The organism is Bradyrhizobium sp. CCGB20 (assembly GCF_024199855.1).
GTDB lineage: Bacteria > Pseudomonadota > Alphaproteobacteria > Rhizobiales > Xanthobacteraceae > Bradyrhizobium.
On record NZ_JANADN010000001.1, the window covers coordinates 6,230,181 to 6,246,392 of the forward strand.

Annotated in this window: 15 protein-coding genes; 2 read left to right on the forward strand and 13 right to left on the reverse strand. The window is 66.3% G+C overall.

Features of this window, described 5'->3' with window-relative positions:
• Positions 1–60: 60 nt before the first annotated feature.
• From NLM15_RS29325 to flgB, 8 genes are all read right to left on the reverse strand, one after another.
• On the reverse strand, positions 61–1,080 hold the full coding sequence (locus NLM15_RS29325) for a Tim44 domain-containing protein (protein WP_254121231.1): 1,020 nt from the start codon (positions 1,078–1,080) through the stop codon (positions 61–63).
• A gap of 243 nt (positions 1,081–1,323) precedes the next feature.
• Positions 1,324–3,906 (reverse strand): cell cycle histidine kinase CckA, encoded by a 2,583-nt coding sequence (gene cckA / locus NLM15_RS29330; RefSeq protein ID WP_254121234.1) that lies wholly within the window; start codon positions 3,904–3,906, stop codon positions 1,324–1,326.
• Between the two features lie 157 nt (positions 3,907–4,063).
• Entirely contained in the window at positions 4,064–5,140 is a 1,077-nt protein-coding gene (flhB, locus tag NLM15_RS29335; RefSeq protein WP_254121240.1) for a flagellar biosynthesis protein FlhB, read from the reverse strand.
• Between the two features lie 7 nt (positions 5,141–5,147).
• Positions 5,148–5,918, reverse strand: coding sequence for a flagellar biosynthetic protein FliR (gene fliR, locus NLM15_RS29340; RefSeq protein ID WP_254121242.1), 771 nt, complete (start codon positions 5,916–5,918; stop codon positions 5,148–5,150).
• Positions 5,919–5,935: 17 nt separating this feature from the next.
• A complete protein-coding gene (fliQ, locus tag NLM15_RS29345; RefSeq protein ID WP_063697870.1) occupies positions 5,936–6,199 on the reverse strand; it encodes a flagellar biosynthesis protein FliQ in 264 nt (87 codons plus the stop codon).
• Between the two features lie 116 nt (positions 6,200–6,315).
• Positions 6,316–6,624, reverse strand: a complete 309-nt coding sequence (gene fliE, locus NLM15_RS29350) for a flagellar hook-basal body complex protein FliE (RefSeq protein WP_254121244.1) — start codon at positions 6,622–6,624, stop codon at positions 6,316–6,318.
• Between the two features lie 16 nt (positions 6,625–6,640).
• A complete protein-coding gene (gene flgC, locus NLM15_RS29355) occupies positions 6,641–7,066 on the reverse strand; it encodes a flagellar basal body rod protein FlgC (RefSeq protein ID WP_007602149.1) in 426 nt (141 codons plus the stop codon).
• Positions 7,067–7,084: 18 nt separating this feature from the next.
• Positions 7,085–7,489: a flagellar basal body rod protein FlgB gene (gene flgB / locus NLM15_RS29360; RefSeq protein WP_166342601.1), complete on the reverse strand. Its 405-nt coding sequence runs from the start codon at positions 7,487–7,489 to the stop codon at positions 7,085–7,087.
• A gap of 350 nt (positions 7,490–7,839) precedes the next feature.
• Here flgB and NLM15_RS29365 point away from each other — a divergent pair, with 350 nt between their 5' ends.
• Both NLM15_RS29365 and fliP read left to right on the forward strand, forming a co-directional pair.
• Positions 7,840–8,826: a flagellar biosynthetic protein FliO gene (locus NLM15_RS29365; RefSeq protein WP_254121246.1), complete on the forward strand. Its 987-nt coding sequence runs from the start codon at positions 7,840–7,842 to the stop codon at positions 8,824–8,826.
• Positions 8,823–9,584, forward strand: coding sequence for a flagellar type III secretion system pore protein FliP (fliP, locus tag NLM15_RS29370; RefSeq protein ID WP_254121248.1), 762 nt, complete (start codon positions 8,823–8,825; stop codon positions 9,582–9,584). The genes NLM15_RS29365 and fliP overlap by 4 nt, the downstream gene beginning before the upstream one ends.
• 64 nt (positions 9,585–9,648) lie before the next feature.
• Here the strand turns inward: fliP and NLM15_RS29375 are convergent, their stop codons facing one another.
• The 5 genes from NLM15_RS29375 to fliM form a co-directional block, all read right to left on the reverse strand.
• On the reverse strand, positions 9,649–9,885 hold the full coding sequence (locus NLM15_RS29375; RefSeq protein ID WP_254121250.1) for a hypothetical protein: 237 nt from the start codon (positions 9,883–9,885) through the stop codon (positions 9,649–9,651).
• Positions 9,886–9,967: 82 nt separating this feature from the next.
• Positions 9,968–13,678, reverse strand: a complete 3,711-nt coding sequence (locus tag NLM15_RS29380) for a tetratricopeptide repeat protein (RefSeq protein ID WP_254121252.1) — start codon at positions 13,676–13,678, stop codon at positions 9,968–9,970.
• A 102-nt stretch (positions 13,679–13,780) separates the two neighbouring features.
• Positions 13,781–14,542, reverse strand: coding sequence for a MotE family protein (locus tag NLM15_RS29385; RefSeq protein WP_254121254.1), 762 nt, complete (start codon positions 14,540–14,542; stop codon positions 13,781–13,783).
• A 9-nt stretch (positions 14,543–14,551) separates the two neighbouring features.
• On the reverse strand, positions 14,552–14,998 hold the full coding sequence (locus NLM15_RS29390) for a DUF6468 domain-containing protein (RefSeq protein ID WP_254121256.1): 447 nt from the start codon (positions 14,996–14,998) through the stop codon (positions 14,552–14,554).
• Positions 14,995–16,197 carry a flagellar motor switch protein FliM gene (gene fliM, locus NLM15_RS29395; protein WP_254121257.1) on the reverse strand — a complete coding sequence of 401 codons (1,203 nt, stop codon included), beginning with the start codon at positions 16,195–16,197 and terminating at the stop codon, positions 14,995–14,997. Before fliM ends, NLM15_RS29390 begins: the two co-directional genes overlap by 4 nt.
• Between the last annotated feature and the right edge of the window lie 15 nt (positions 16,198–16,212).

Consider the following 16,212-nt stretch of genomic DNA (forward strand, 5'->3'; position numbering starts at 1 on the left):
CCAAAAGAAAAAGGCGCCGTGCTGGAAGCACGACGCCTTGGGTTCTCATGTCGGACGCGATCAGTTGGTCTGCTGGATCGCCGACAGTTCCCAGCCGCTGCCGGGACGGCGGGCAAAGGTCCAGACCTCGGTGGCCTCGCCGGGCTGCTCGCTGCCGGCGACAACCGCGCCGGTGTTGCGGTCGAGCGTCTTGTCGGTAAGCGCGAAGCGCAGCGCCACCGTGGCGTATTCGGTCTCGCCTTCCCGCCAGGCTTCCGCGAGGTCGCCCTGCAGCAGCTTCACGTTGCTGGTCTTGTTGACGACGTTGCGCGCGCGGTTCTGGTTAAGGTCCTGCTCGAGATAGGAGACCATCTCCGGCGTCGCGAGCGTATGCAGCTTGGCCACGTCCTCGTTCGACCAAGCGGTCTGGACGTCGCCGAGCAGGCGTTCGAACGCCTCGTAGTCATCAGGCTTGATCTCGAGCGGCGCGTTGTTGGCGCCGAAGCCGAAGCCGCCGAGGCCGCCGCCAAGTCCGCCACCGAGGCCGCTGCGATAGTTCGAGTTCGGCTGCGGTCCCGGACCGGCGCCGGCGTCAGCATTGGCATAGGCCGTCTGCGGCGTGTGGCGGCGCTGCCACCACGACATCGCAAGGCGGACCACCAGCACCACGAGCGCGATCTGGATGATCAGGCCAATGATCGACGACAGGCCGCCGAGGCCACCGAACAGGCCGCCGCCGAACAGCATGCCGAGCAGGCCTGCGCCGAGGAAGCCGGCCGCAAGGCCGCCCATGAAGCCACCGGCGCGGCCGAACAGGCCGCCGCGCGCGGGCGCAGCTGCGGCTGAATTCATGCCTGCACCCGGCTGGGTGTAGGTGCGGTTGAACTGCGACGTCGAGCCCGGCGCGGTCGTGGTCGACGGCGGCGCCGAATAGGTGCGCGAGCCGCGCGAACCCGACGACATGCCGCCACCGACGCGCGCGTCAGCGGACGAGATCGCCAGCGCAGTCGGCAGCGCAAGCGCCAGCACGACGGCGATGGTCTTGAAGAGAGTGCGGGAGCGTTGCGAGAAAGTCATGTGCGTTTCCCAAATCCCCGGCATGGGGACGTGCCCCTAACATGGGCAGACTTCCCGAAAAGTGAAGCCGGTTTCGGAACCTATGGCTGCGGCCCTCAGTCGCGGGGATGTGGCAAAAGCCCATATTTGGCGGGGGTTTGGCCGGATGCGCGGGGGGAACTGCGGTCGCGGGGTACCGGCGGATTCGGGGCGGAAATTCCGCTTTTTCCTCGTCATTGTCGTTGAGGGTGCGGCTCTCTCCCCGTCATCGCGAGGAGCTCTTGCGCCTCACCCCGCCTTTGCCATCGTCTCCTTCACGGCCGCCACGAGCTGGCTCAGCGTGAACGGCTTTGGCAGGAAGTCGAACTGCTGCCCCTCGGGCAGGCTCTTCTCGAAGGCGTCCTCGGCGTAGCCGGAGACGAAGATGAACTTGATGTCGGGGTTCTTCTCGCGCATCGCCTTGAGCAAGGTCGGGCCGTCCATCTCCGGCATCACGACGTCGGAGACGACGAGATCGATGGCGCCGCTCTGCTCCTCCAGCACGTCCATGGCCTCGACGCCGTTCTCGGCCTCGACCACCGTGTAGCCGCGCGAGCGCAGGCCGCGTGCGTTCAGCGCGCGCAGGCCCTCTTCGTCCTCGACGAGAAGGATGGTGCCCTGCCCGGTGAGATCGGTGCGCGGCTTGGCCTCCGCCGCCGCAGGTGCGGTCTCCTTCGCGGCGCCATTGGTCGCGCTGACCACTGCTGCGGGCTGCTCCTGCACCTCCGGCTCGGCGTGATGGCGCGGCAGGAAGATATGGAACGAGGTGCCCTGCCCCGGCTCGGAGTCGACGTAAATGAAACCGCCGGTCTGCTTGACGATGCCATAGACCGTCGAAAGACCAAGGCCAGTGCCCTTGCCGACTTCCTTGGTCGAGAAGAACGGCTCAAAGATCTTGTCGCGGATGTCGGCGGGGATGCCGGTGCCGGTGTCGGCGACCTCGATCCGCACATACTCCGCCGCCGGCATCCCCTTGTAGGCGAGCTTGGCGGCTTCTTCCGCGGTGACGTTGGCGGTGCGGATGATAAGCTTGCCGCCGTCGGGCATGGCGTCGCGCGCGTTGACCGCGAGGTTGACGATCACCTGCTCGAACTGCGAGACGTCGACCTTCACCGGCCAGAGATCGCGGCCGTGGATGGTCTCGTGCTTGACCTTCTCGCCGATCAGCCGGCGCAGCAGCATGGCGAGATCGGACAGCGCGTCGCCGAGGTCGAGCACCTGCGGCCGCAGCGTCTGCCGCCGCGAGAACGCCAGCAACTGCCGCACCAGCGTCGCGGCGCGCGTCGCGTTCTGCTTGATCTGCATGATGTCCTGGAACGACGGATCGGTCGGCTTGTGCGCGTTCAGCAGGAAATCGTTCGCCATCATGATGGCGGAAAGCACGTTGTTGAAGTCGTGGGCGATGCCGCCGGCGAGCTGGCCGACCGTCTCCATCTTCTGCGACTGGTTGATCTGGTTCTCCAGCGCGCGCCGCTCGGTGGTCTCGAGCATGTGCACGATGGCGGCTTCCGCGTCGTTCTCGGCCGCGTCGACCGGCGTGACGAAGAACTGGCCCCAGCGGTCCTTGGTCCCCTCCAGCGCCACCTCGACCGGCGCGATGTCCGCCTGGCCTTCGGCGGCCTGGTTGATCGCCGCGATCAGCAGGTGCCGGTCGCGCGCATTGACCGCGCGGAAGATCGACTTGCTGGCGCTGTCGAGCCCGAGGCCCTGTACGAGCTTGGCGTAGCGCGCATTCGCCCGCACGACGTTGCCGCCGCGGTCGACGGTCGCGATCGTCATCGGCGTATGATCGAAGAAGCGCATGAAGCGCACTTCGGCGGCGCGGTCGGGATCGCTGCGCTCGTCGCGGGCGCGGCTGATGACGAGCGTGCGCGACGGCCCCGGCGCGCCATCGGCACCGAAGGCGAGCTTGTGATAGAGCCGCACCGGCATGGTCTTGCCGGTGCGCATGCGCAGGTCGATGTCGAAGACCTCGGTCTTCACCTCGCCCGGCACGGCCACGATCGAGCTGAGCAGCGAGGCGCCGTCGCCGGACACGATGTCGGCCAGCTTCAGGCCGCCGGAGCCGATCTCGGCGAGGTCGTAGTCGAGCCAGTTCGCCAGCGTCGCGTTGACATAGGCGAGTTCGCCCGCCGGATTGACCGAGAAGAACCCGCAGGGCGCGTGGTCGAGATATTCGATCGCGTGCTGGAGCTCCTGGAACACGTCCTCCTGGCGCTCGCGGTCGCGGGTGATGTCGGCAATCGACCACACCGCATATTTCGCCTCGCGCTTTCCGCTGCCGAGAGGGCGCACGCGCATGCGCAGCCAGCGGCCCTGGCTGCCGTCCTGACCGGAAATGCGCACCTCTTCCTGCTGCCGCTTGCCTTCGCGCGCCGCTTTCAGCAGGCGGAACACGGCTTCGGAGACATCGGGGTTGCCGATGAAGACGCGCTCGACGGGGCGCACCTCCTGCGGGCCGGTAGCGCCGGTCAGCGTCAGGTAGGCCGCATTGGAATAGACCACATGGCCGCGCGGATCGGTCACCGCCAGGCCATCGAAGGAGTGATCGGAGATGCGGCCGATGATGGGATCATCGAGATTGCGGTCGGCGAAGCGGATGATGCCGGCGGCGAAGGCAAACAGGTTGAACAGGCCGACCATCGCCAGCACGGCGAGGATGCCGAGGATATAGGGCTGCGCCTGCGCACGCCCGAGCGTCATCAGCCCGATGGCGACGGCGATGAGGCCGGCGGCCACCAGCAGCACCAGCGCAATGCTGCCCGAGCGCGGCGACGGCTCGTGCGTCGCAACGGGCTCGCGTGTGAGGTCGTGGTCGGTCTCAGCAGTCATCTCAAGCTGGCGCAGCCTGTTGGCACAGAATCAACGCGCTGCGGCGCGCGCGGGGCCTTCCCTGCCTCATCAGGACCCGCAGGCGCAAGGGCAGCACGGTTGAAAGGTACTCTGATTCCCAGATTACGGCCATTTCCGGTGATTTTCGGGTGTTTTATCACCGCCCGGCGCCGAATCCGCGCTTCAGCCGCATGACGTAGCCGATGACTTCGGCGACCGCATGGTAATGCTCGGTCGGGATTTCCTGGTCGATTTCGACGGTGGCATAGAGCGCCCGGGCCAGCGGCACGTTCTCGACGATCGGGATGTCGTGCTCGCGCGCGATCTCCCTGATCTTGAAGGCGAGATTGTCGACGCCCTTGGCGACGCAGATCGGCGCCGACATGCCGCGCTCGTAGGACAGCGCCACCGAATAGTGGGTCGGGTTGGTGATGATCACGGAGGCCTTGGGAACCGCCGCCATCATGCGCTTCTTGGAGCGCTGCTGGCGTAATTGCCTGAGTTTGCCCTTGATGTGCGGGTCGCCTTCGGACTGCTTGAACTCTTCCTTGATCTCCTGGAGCGACATCTTCTGCCGCTGGAACCAGCTGCGATACTGGAAGAAATAGTCGCCGATGGCGATGATCGCGAGCGCCGCGACCACCGCGCCGAGCAGATGGATGGTCATGCTGGTGGTGGCGCCCAGCATGGCGATCGGATCCAGCTTGACCATCGCCTCCATGCGATGCCGCTCCGGCCACAGGACCATGGTCATGACCGCGCCGAGCACGACCAGCTTGCCCAGCCCCTTGAGGAAGTTCGCGGCCGCCTGCTTGCCGAAGATGCGCTTGAGGCCCTCGGCCGGCGACAGCTTGCTGAATTTGGGTTTCAGGGATTCGGCCGACCAGACCAGGCGATGCTGGAGCATGTTGCCGGCGATCGCCGCCAGCACCAGCATCAGCAGGGGCACGCCGACCGCCGCGAGCACGGCGACTTCGATCTGCTGCATCAGCGCGAGCAGAGCCCTGCCGTCGGTCTTGATCATCCAGGAATTGGCAAGCAGGTTGCGCATCGGCGCCATCAGCCCGGTGCCGACCGAGCCCGAGAAGGTCGAGACCACAAGCGTTCCGCCCGCGATCATGAACCAGGTGTTGATCTCCTGGCTCTTGGCGACGTCGCCGCGTTCGAGCGCCTCTTCGAGACGTTTTTGCGTCGGGTCTTCTGTTTGACTCTCGGGATCGTTGTCTTCCGCCATCGATCACCTATTTCAACGGCATCATCTGGTGCATGACACCGATGAAGTAATCGAGGTAGGTGCCCATCATCGCCGTGAGCACCACGGCGAGCACCAGGAAGCCCGCGAAGATCGACAGCGGCACGCCGACGAAATAGACCTGCATCTGCGGCATCAGCCGCGCCAGCACGCCGAGACCGATGTTGAAGACGAGGCCAAACACCAGGAACGGCCCGGAAAGCTGCAGGCCGAGCAGGAATGCAGCCGAAAAGGCGCGCGTGGCGAGCGAGGCGACGTCGCCGCTCGATACGGTCTCGCCGGGCGCGAAGATCGTGTAGCTGTCGTTCAGCGCCGCGATCACCAGATGATGGCTGTCGGTGGCAAACAGCAGCGTCACTCCGAGCATGGTCAGGAAATTGCCGACCAGCACGCCCTGCTGTCCCTGAGTCGGATCGACCGAAGTGACGAAGCCGAGCCCCATCTGCTGCGCAATCACGGCGCCCGCGACCTGAAGCGCCGACAACGTCACGCGCGCGGTCGCCCCCAGCACGATGCCGATCACGATCTCATGGAGCATCAGGACCAGGAGCGGCGCGATCGAGCCCATGTCGACGTGGTAGGCGTTGCGATGCAGCGGCAGGATGATCATCGTGAGCATCAGCGCGATCGCCAGCTTCACCCGCGTCGGGATATTCGTCTCGCCCAGCCCCGGCAGCAGCATCACCATCGCGCCGACCCGGGCGAAGGCGAGCATAAAGGAAGCGGCAAGCGCCGGCAGCAGCGAGACGTCGATGCGCATGACGGGCGCATTGTGCCTCAGCCGCCGATGATTCGCGACGAGATCCGCAGCATGTGGGCATGGAGTGCGTCGGCCATGAACGGCAGTGCCAGCAGCATGGTGGCGAAGATGGCCAAGATCTTCGGCACGTAGATCAGCGTCTGCTCCTGGATCTGCGTCAGGGCCTGGAACAGCGACACCACGACGCCGACCACGAGGCCGACCACCATCAGCGGCGACGACACGATCACGATGGTCCAGATCGCATCACGCGCGACGTCGAGGGTTTCAGGGCCGGTCATTGTCGATTTCTCACTTTCAGTAACTTTCGTCATTCCGGGGCTCGCGAAGCGAGAACCCGGAATCTCGAGATTCCGGGTTCGGTGCTTCGCACCGCCCCGGAATGACGTGCCTAAAATCAGATCGGCATCTTCATGATGTCTTCGTAGGCCGCGATCACGCGGTCGCGGACCGAGACCAGCGTGGACACCGCGACGTCGGTGTCGGCGACCGCCGTCACCACGTCCATCACGTTGGCCTTGCCGGCGGCCATCGCCACCGTCTGGGCGTCGGACTTGCGGCCGGACTCCATGACGCTGCCGACAGCGTCTTTCAGCAGCGAAGCGAAGGATTGCCCGCTTGCCTCGCTGCCCTTGCCGGCACCGCTGTTCTCCAGCACGCGGGCGAGGCTGGCATAAGCATTGGCGGCGATTGTCGGTGATGCCATGGCTTAATTGTCCTGTTCAGCTCTTGAGGATGTCGAGCGTGCGCTGGATCATCCGGCGCGTCGCACTGATGATGTTGAGATTGGCCTCGTAGGACCGCTGCGCATCGCGCATGTCGGTCATCTCGACCACCGAGTTCACGTTGGGATATTTCACGTTGCCGGTCGCATCCGCCGCCGGATTGTTCGGCTCGTATTTGGTGCGGAAGTTGGACTGGTCGGGCTTGATCCGGCCGAGGGTGACGACCTGTGCGTCCAGTGTGCGATCGAGCGCGGAGGAGAAAGTCGGCACCTTGCGCCGGTAAGGATCGCCGCCTGCGGTCTGCGAGGTCGAATCCGCGTTCGCGATGTTCTCCGAGATCACCCGCATGCGCCCGGCCTGCGCGCGCAGGCCGGAGGTCGCGATCGCCATAGAGCGGGCAAAGTCGCTGCTGTCATTCGCCATGATGCGCTTCCTTCAGCTCTAGCCCTTGCCGATCGCGGTCTTGAGCAGATGCAGGCTCTTCGAATAGAGCGAGGTGGCCGCCGCGTAGTCCATCTGGTTGCTGGCGGCCTTCATCATCTCCTCTTCGAGATTGACGGCGTTGCCCGCGGGGCGGGTCTCGAAACCTGCATTCCTGTTCTGGTCGAAGCTCGAGGCAGCGCCCGACGGTGTCATGTGGGAGCCGCTGGTGCGGGTGAGCGCCAGGGGGCCCATCGAGCCCGTGACGGCGCCTGATTTGTCGAGCTTAGGCTCGACCAGGTCGCGCGGCCGGAATTTGGGTGTGTCGGAATTGGAGACGTTCTCGGACAGGACGCGCTGGCGTTCCTGGTGCCACTGCATCTTGGTGCGCAGCGCCGACAGCACCGGGAGGTCGTTGATGGACATCGTTGCGGCTCCTTCCGCCTCTCGGACCAAAGGCCCGAAGCTAGGCAGAATTTGCCGCGTGTATGGTTAACAGGTGGTTAAAGATGGCATCAGGGGATGTCTCTTGGCGGGACACGACTTTGCCACCCCGTGATTCTACGCATCCAAAAGTGGCATTAACCCAACCGTTTGGCGGGCCATCTACAGGCCAAGAAGTCGTTTTGGATCGGGCGATTCATGGGTTATTAAGAGTTGGGGACGGCAAAACTTGCCGTGGGACGTTAAGAAATCGCAGTTTTGGGGCATCCCACGCCGATGGTTGGCGCATCTGACCATGGGCTCGAGAAAAGCGCCATTTGTCGGGGACAAGTATGCAAGGCAGCCCTATCACCTTCATCGTCGCGTTCATCGTCGTTCTGGCGTTGATCGGCGTTGCTGCATGGCTGGTTCGCCGATTCGCCACCAGCCGGCTCGGTGCCAACACCCAGCGCGGCAGGATGCCCCGGCTCGCCGTGATCGATGCCGCTGCGGTCGATGGCCGGCGTCGCCTGGTGCTGGTCCGGCGTGACAATGTCGAGCATCTCCTGATGATCGGCGGCCCCACCGACATCGTCGTCGAGCCGAACATCGTGCGCGCCGCGTCCGGCCGCGACCAGCTTCCGCAGCGTCCCAATGCCGCCGAGCCGCCGCGCCTTGCGCCGATGCCGGATACCAGCGGCTGGGCCGACGAAGCGCCGCCGCGGCCCGAATTGCTCGATCATCCCGAGCCGCAAATGCCCGAGCCGCCGCCGCGGCCCGCACGTCCCTCTTTCGCCGACGAAGTGCGCCGGCCCGCTCCCGCGCTGGCCGAGCGCCGCAACGAGCCGCCACTGGCCGGCTTCAACCCGGAGCCGCTCGTGCCGCCGCGCCCCGAGCGCGAGCCACGCCCCGAACCGATGCCGCCGCGCGTTGCCCGCAACGAGCCGCCGCTGATGCCGCGTCCGCCGCGCCAGAGCGAGCCGGTGAAGGTTCCGCCGGTGCGCACCGAGCGCGCGGCCGCGCCGCCGCCTCCGCCGCCCGTGCCGCAGGCTCCGCCTGTCCCGCCGCCGGCCCCCGCTCCTGCCGCGCCCTCGAACGCCGAGCAAAATCTCGCCGAGATGGCGCAGCGGCTCGAAGCCGCGCTTCGCCGCCCGGCCGGCGAGACCGTCGCACCTCCGGTTGCGCCGGAGCCGCCCGCTCCGCCGCCGCCGCGCGCCGCACGGAGCGAACCGCCGGCACCACCGGCGCCGCCGGCAAAGCCGGCCGCGGAGAAGACCAGCTTTGAAAATCTCGAAGACGAGATGGCCTCATTGCTCGGCCGTCCGAAGCCGTCTTCGTGAGACTGCCGGCCCTCCCGCGTAGAGTTGTTTTTCTTTCTGTCCTGATCGCCGCGGCTTCGCTCGCGATGCCTGCGCATGCGCAGGACATCAGCATCAATCTCGGCGGCGGCGGTGCTGGCGGTGGCGGCGTCACCGAGCGCGCGATCCAGCTCATCGCGCTGCTCACGGTGCTGTCGATCGCGCCGTCGATCCTGATCATGATGACGTCGTTCACGCGCATCGTGGTCGTGTTGTCTCTGCTGCGCACCGCGATGGGCACGGCGACCGCGCCGCCGAATTCGGTGATCATCGCACTCGCGATGTTCCTCACCTTCTTCGTGATGGGCCCCGTCCTGCAAAAATCCTACGACGAGGGCATCCGCCCGCTGGTCGCCAACCAGCTTGGCGTCGAGGACGGACTCCAGCGCGCCTCCGTCCCCTTGCGCGGCTTCATGCAGAAGAACGTGCGCGAGAAGGACCTCAAGCTGTTCCTGGATCTCTCCGGCGAGCCGCCGCCGGCAACCCCCGACGACCTCGCGCTGCGCATTCTCGTCCCCGCCTTCATGATCTCCGAACTGAAGCGCGCCTTCGAGATCGGCTTCCTGCTGTTCCTCCCGTTCCTGATCATCGACCTCGTCGTCGCCTCCGTGCTGATGTCGATGGGCATGATGATGCTGCCGCCCGCAACGATCTCGCTGCCGTTCAAGCTGATCTTCTTCGTGCTGGTCGACGGCTGGTCGCTGGTGGCAGGGAGCTTGGTGCAGAGTTACGGGGGGTAGCTGCGGCTCCACACCGAAAGCGTGGCAACGGTCGGGCCGCGCTGCGCGCGGTTACGCCCGCCCCCTACCCCGTCACGTCATACTGCTTGCTGAGGTGATCGCCGATCTGCACCAGCATGGCGACGCTCTCCGGGAAGCCTGCCCGGTCCCGCGTGGCCTGGTCGGCATCCGCGCGGAACTCCCAGCTGTCGCCGTCGCGGACGATCGAGATGGCGAGGTCGTCCGGGCCATCGACATGAGCCTTCAATTCGGCTCGCGCCATGGCGATGAGTTCGGCTTCGGTCTTGGCAGGCTTGCTCATTTCAACGCTCTCCCGGCATGAAAGATGCTCAGGTTGCCGCCTCGCGCGGCACCTGTCGAGAGGCCCAGAGGTAGCAGGGTTCCTACCGCGTCATCTTGATCTGCCGCACGACGGGGATCGTGGGCAGCGAGCCGGTGTGGTCGGCCTCGTCCTTGGCCTGCGGCGAGGCCGGTGCGCGGGCGGTGGCGTCGGGGAAGCGCTGCTTCATCTCGCGCAGGAAGCCGTCGAGCGTGTCGACGCTCGCGGCGAGCTTGGCGATCTCGGCGAATTCGGCGCTGGAGGACGCGGCCGGCTTGCTCGCGATGTCGAAGGCGACGCGGTCCGCGCTCTCGCTCATCAGCGGCGCATATTTCTCGCGGAAGCGCGACAGGCCGATCGAGTCGTCGGCGAGCGCATAACCGACGGCGGCGCGGATGATGTCACTCTTCTCCACCGCGTTGAGCGGCTTGAAGTCGCGGAAACGGTCGCCGTAGTAAAGCTCGATCTGCTCGGCGGATTCACGCCAGCGCCGCGCCGCCCAGAAGATGTCGGAGCGCAGGCGGAGCACCTCGCGACCGGAAACGTTGGAGACGATGTCGAGCGCGAGATCGTGGCGGCCGACGTCGCTTTGCGCGCGCGCCTCCAGCAGCAGCCGCTGCTGCCGCAGCTCGCCGGAGAGATCGCTGATGCGGCTCGCGCGCAGCGCCGAGATCGCCATGTCGGGCTTGCGATTGGCGAGGTAGATCATGGACAGGCGCGCGGCGACCTGGGCGCGGGCGGCGCCTTCGAGGCGGTGATCGACCTGGTATTGCAGCAGCTCGGCTGCCTGGTCGAGCAGGTCGATCGAGGCGAGACGGTCGGCCAGGCGGCGGATCAGCTCGTCGCCGCGGCGGCCGATCGGCGTCAGCTCGCGGAACTCGTAGAACATCCCGAGCGCCTCGACCGGCGGCAGCTCGTCGCCCTTGGGCCCCAGGAAGATCTGCGTGAACAGGTCGGAGGCAAGGTCCTGCGCCTGACGCGAGGCCTCGGCGTTCGGCTGGAGCTTTGTCGCGGTGCGCGCCGCCCTGAGCGCGTCCCGGTAGCGCCCGTTCTCGGCATAGATCTGCGACAGCATCTGCAGCGTCTTGACCTCGATCGAGTCGCCCCGCCAGGTCATCGACAGCGTCTCGAGCTCGCGCAGCGCGTCTTCCTTGGTGATCTCGTCGCGTTTCTGCCGCAGCGCCACTTCGAGCTGCTTGGCCTCGGCCGCCGCCTGACGATCGTTCGAGGCGACCGCGAACTTGTAGTCGTCGAGCGCGTCCTTGTCGTGCCCGAGCGCCTCGGCAAGCCGGCCGCGCAGCACGGCAAAACCGGGCGCCGCCTCAGGCGAAATGCCGACCACCTCGATCTCGCTGCGGCGCTTGGAGGCGCCGGCGTAGTCCTTCACCTCGAGCGAGGCGCGCATCGCCTCCATCGTCACGATGCGCTGGATGTCGATCGGCAGCGAGGCGATGGCGAATTCGACGTTCTTGAACTTTTCGCGGGCATCCGCCCATTTGCCCTGGCGCGCATAGGCGAGCGCCTTCCAGAGCTGGGAATCGTGGCTGTTGCCGATCACGGGATTGGCGAGATCCTTCAGCCCCTGCGCGGGACGGCCGATCAGGATGCTCGCGATCGCATGCATGATCAGCGCGCCGCTCTCCTCCTTGTTGAGGGGATCGCTCAGCATCAAGTCGGTCACCGACTTGGCTTCGTGGTACATGGCGCGCGACATGTAGAACTGCGCGAGATCGAGCCGCGGCAGCGAGCGCTGCGCCGGCTCGACGGCCGAGATCGCCGTGATCAGGCTGCCCTGGCGCGTCCAGAAATCCTCCGACTGGCCCTTGCGCCAGCCTTCCGGACTGAAGACCGGCCGCACCGCGGTCGGCGCACGTTCGGCCGAGATGTCGACCGGCGACAGCGTCAGTCCGCCCTTCTTGCCGAGAATGACCTTGTCGGATCCGACCTCGATGCCGACCTCGTCGGAGTTCGGCCGGATCGCGATGCCGTGCGCGGATTCGAGCAGCGAGAGATCGACGAGGTCCTGCCGCTTGATGAAGCCGCGCACCGGCCGCTGCCCGGTGACGACATAGAGCGTGTCGCCGGCGTCGGGATCGGTCAGCTTGTGCAACTGGCCCGGATTGCCGAAGGGGATCGCGATATTGGCGAGCGCGGGGTCGGTGATGTTGCGCGACATCATCAGCGGCAGCGGCGTCGCCTGGATCTTGTCGGCGAGGGTCAGCAGCCAGTTGGTCTCCTTGCCGACCTCCTCGCTCGTCAGCGAGTAGACCAGCGGCCGGGTGAGACGGATGCGCACCGCCTGCCCCTTGTCGAGCGGCATGCGGCTGACCTCGCCGATCATCGCGCCGCCCCTGCTGCGGATCGCCTCGACGTCGATCGGCTTCGGCGTATCGAACACCAGCCACACCGTATCGCCACGGCGGAACGCCGCCGCAGGCGTTGCGACCTGAAGCGGAAAGATCACGCGCAAGCCGTCGCTGTCGCGGCGCACGTCGACGCCGGCGACAGCGGGCTGCGGCGCGGCCGGAGCCTCCGCAGGCGCAGCCTTGACGCTTTCCTTGACCGGCTCCTTTACGACCTCCTTGGGCGCTTCGGCCGCCGCGGGCTTGACGGGCGCGACCGCAGCTTCCGTTGCTGAAGGTGCAGGCTTCGACACTTCCTTGGGCGCCTCCGCAGCTTCGGCCGCAGGAGCCGGCGCCGGCTTCGGCGCTTCAACGGTCGGCATCGCCGCCGGAGCTTCCGGCTTCACCTCGGGTTTGACATCGATCTTGGCTTCGCGCGCGATCGTCTCCGACGTCGGCGGCGTAACCTCGCGATGAGCGTCCTTCGGCTTCTCGGCCGCCGGCTTTTCAGGCGCGGGTCCATGACCGGCGGCAGGCTTGGCCTGCGCGATAATGGACTCGGCCGTTGCGGCGGTCTTGCCCTTGTCGGGCTGGAACGAGATATCGACGACGTAGTTCTTGTCGTCGCGGAAGGAATGCACGTCGGAATCGCCGATCAGGGCGATCTCGACACTGGTCTGGTCGATGTCGGCCTTCTGCTTGATCGAGGCGACGTTCGGCGGCGCGGCGACGACGGCGTCCGCCAGATCGAAATTGAGATTGGCGTTGAACGCGAGCGTGAGCTTCTGCTCGTTGAGCACGGAGGACACGCCGACACCGTCGGGCATCTCGAACACGAAGCGGACGAAGGTCGGCTGCACCGAGGCACGGACGCGGATCTGCGGACGCTTCTTGGTCTCGGCCGCGGCGCGCTGGGCGCGCAAGGCACGTTCGGCGACACGCGCACGCTCGGCCAGTTCCTTGACCACGTCCATGGGCAGGCTTGGCGGCGGCCCTTTCCAGCCTTCCGGCAAGAGGTCGATGAAGGTGCGCTCGCCAGCGTTCATGGTGTTGACGGTGACGCGCCGCGCCAGCGACAGGCGGATGGCGCCGCCGTCGGGATCGCGGCGGGCAGAATTGACGTAATCGGGCGCACCTTCCGGAACGCGGTCGACGGGAACGTCGACCGCCCGGTCGAAGCGAATGATGAGGATGGAGCCGGCCGTGGTCACCTCGGAGGGAACGTCCTCGCCGAGCTTGATCACGAGGCGGGCAAAGCCACCGCCGGCCGAGAAAGTCGCCTCGCCCCGGATCGCATCGGCGGAACGGGCGGGTGCACTGAAGCCGATCAGAAGGCAGGCCGCCAGCACCCGCGCCTTGCGGACATGACGCGACAGCCCCCGCACCAAAGCGCTGGCTCGCGACCACAATCCATCGGCAGCCTTCTGCGCCATTGGCGGCATGTCTTCCGGTTCGACGGCTCGCACCGGCACTGGTGCCGGCCCCTGCCCTCGAATGTAGGTTTTGCCAATTAAGGACTTCTTAAGTATGAGCCCTCAATTCGGCTTTTGCGTCGGCTTGCCGTCGATCTTGGGGAGGTCGCCGGCCGAGGCCGATTGATCGCCGCCGCCATTGGCCCGGCGGGCCATCTCGACCGTCAGCCGCTCGGCGGCCTCCGGCGACATCACTCCCATGATGTCCGACATCTTTCGCGGCGCGATCTGGGAGGCGATCTCGATCAGCACGCTCATCTCGAGCCGGTCGAACACCCGCGCAGCGTCCTTGGGCTTCATGCCCTCATACATGGTCACGAGGCCCTTCATGCGCTGGGCTTCGGCGGCCTTCTGCTCGGCCTGGGTCGCGGAGATGCGGGATTCCACCGCCTTCATCTCCTCGACCTTGTTCTCGATGCGCTTCTCGGCCGACTTGAGCAGGCTCTCGCGGATGTCGATCTCGCGCTGGCGGGCCTCGATCTCCTGGCGGCGCGACTGCAAGCGTTCCAGGATCGCGCGCTCGGAGGCCGAGACCTGCGGCTGGGCCTCGTCCATCTTGACCACGGTGCCCTCGGGCTTGGTCTCGGGTGCGGCGGGCTTCGGCGCCTCCTTCGGCGCGCCATGGGTCGATCCCGTGATGTCGGGGTCCTCGCGGCCGGTTGGGAAGTTCAGATTCTCCTGCGCCCAGGACTTTTTCACCTGGCTCGGCTGGTAGTCGAACACATAGCCGCCATTGATCACGAGGCCCACGACCTTGAGCGTGGCAAGCCCTGCGACGGCGACCAGAACGACCGGAATGACGCGGATGTTACGGAAGGACTTCATACCCTGACTTTATGCGGCAAGACCGTTGGATCGTCGGCGCTCGGAGAAGGCTTCGGCCGCAGCCGCCACCGCCTTCGCCGACGAGGGCTTGGCGGTCGGCGTCGCAACCGTTTCCGGGCTCGTCACGGGGCGCGCGGCGATCGCGATCTTGGACAGGCGCCGCACCACGTTGTCGGCTTCGCCGAGCTGCTTGTAGAGCTGGTCCGACATCTGCGTCGCCGCCGCAAGCTGGCTGCCGAGGTTCTCGTTGACGTCGCGGACGGCGAGTTTCAGCCCGCCGATCGCGCGTTCGGCGATCTCGGTGGCGGTGATCAGCTCGCCGATGACCGCCTTCAGCGAATGCTCGTCCGCCTTCAGCCGCGTCAGCCGCTTGTTGAGCATGACGCAGTAGACGATCGTCAGCATCAGCAGGATAGCCACCAACGTCTCGATCGCCATTCCCAGGGAGTGGTTCATGGGGCCTCCATCATCTTGTTCTGCTCGTCGACCTTCTCGAACATCGCAAGTGTCGTACTTGGCTTGCGCAAGGGTTTCGTCACGCGGATGGCGACGCGGTCGCCGACCCGGCCCATCCGCCCCTCGGTCAGGGTGACGTCGCCGCAGCGCACGGTCACGGCGGCATCCGCGCGCATCTCGAGCGGCAGCGTGTCGCCGACCTTGAGCCGCATCAGCTGCTTGAGCGGGATGTCGGCCTCGTAGAGCACGGCATCGACGGCGATCTCGGCCTGCACGATCTCGGTGGCGAAATGGCCTTCCCAGATCTGGTCGCGGCCGAACTTCTCGCCCATGAACATCTGGAGCAGCACGCCCCGGATCGGTTCGATGGTCGCATAGGGCAGCAGCAGCTCGATGTTGCCGCCGCGGTCTTCCATGTCGATGCGCAGGCGCACCAGGATCGCCGCATTGGCGGGCCGGCTGATCGCGGCGAAACGCGGGTTGGTCTCGAGCCGGTCGATCGTGAAGGTCACCGGCGACAGCGGCCGGAACGCCTGCTCGGCATCGGCCAGCACCACCTCGACCAGCCGCTTGACCAGCTCGGTCTCGATCGTGGTGTAGGGCCGGCCCTCGATGCGGAGCTGGCTCGAGCCGCGGCGGCCGCCGAGCAGCACGTCGATCATCGAGTAGATCAGGCTGGAATCGACCGTCGCCATGCCGAAGTTTTCCCACTCCTCGGCCTTGAACACCGAGAGCACGGCCGGCAGCGGGATCGAGTTCATGTAGTCGCCGAAGCGCACCGAGGTGATGCGGTCGAGCGAGACTTCGACGTTGTCGGAGGTAAAATTGCGCAAGGAGGTCGTCAGCAACCGCACCAGGCGGTCGAAGACGATTTCGAGCATCGGTAGACGCTCGTAGGAGACCATCGCCGAATCGATGATGGCGCGAATGCCGGAATGGTCGTCGAGGGTGACGTCGCCGACGGTGAAGCCGAGGAGGTTGTCGATCTCCTCCTGCGACAGCACCCGCTCGCCGGAATTCTTGCCGGTGCCGAGATCGCGGCTGCCGTCCTCGACCATGGCCGCCCATTGCAGGGCCATGGTCTCGGATAGCTCGTTTTCGGCAGCAGCCTTCGCGGCCTCCGCGGGATCCTCGGAATCGAGCGAGGCCTCCCATTGGGCGGCAATTGCATCCTGGTCGACTTGTTCGTTGCCCGCCATGATCCCTAGACCATC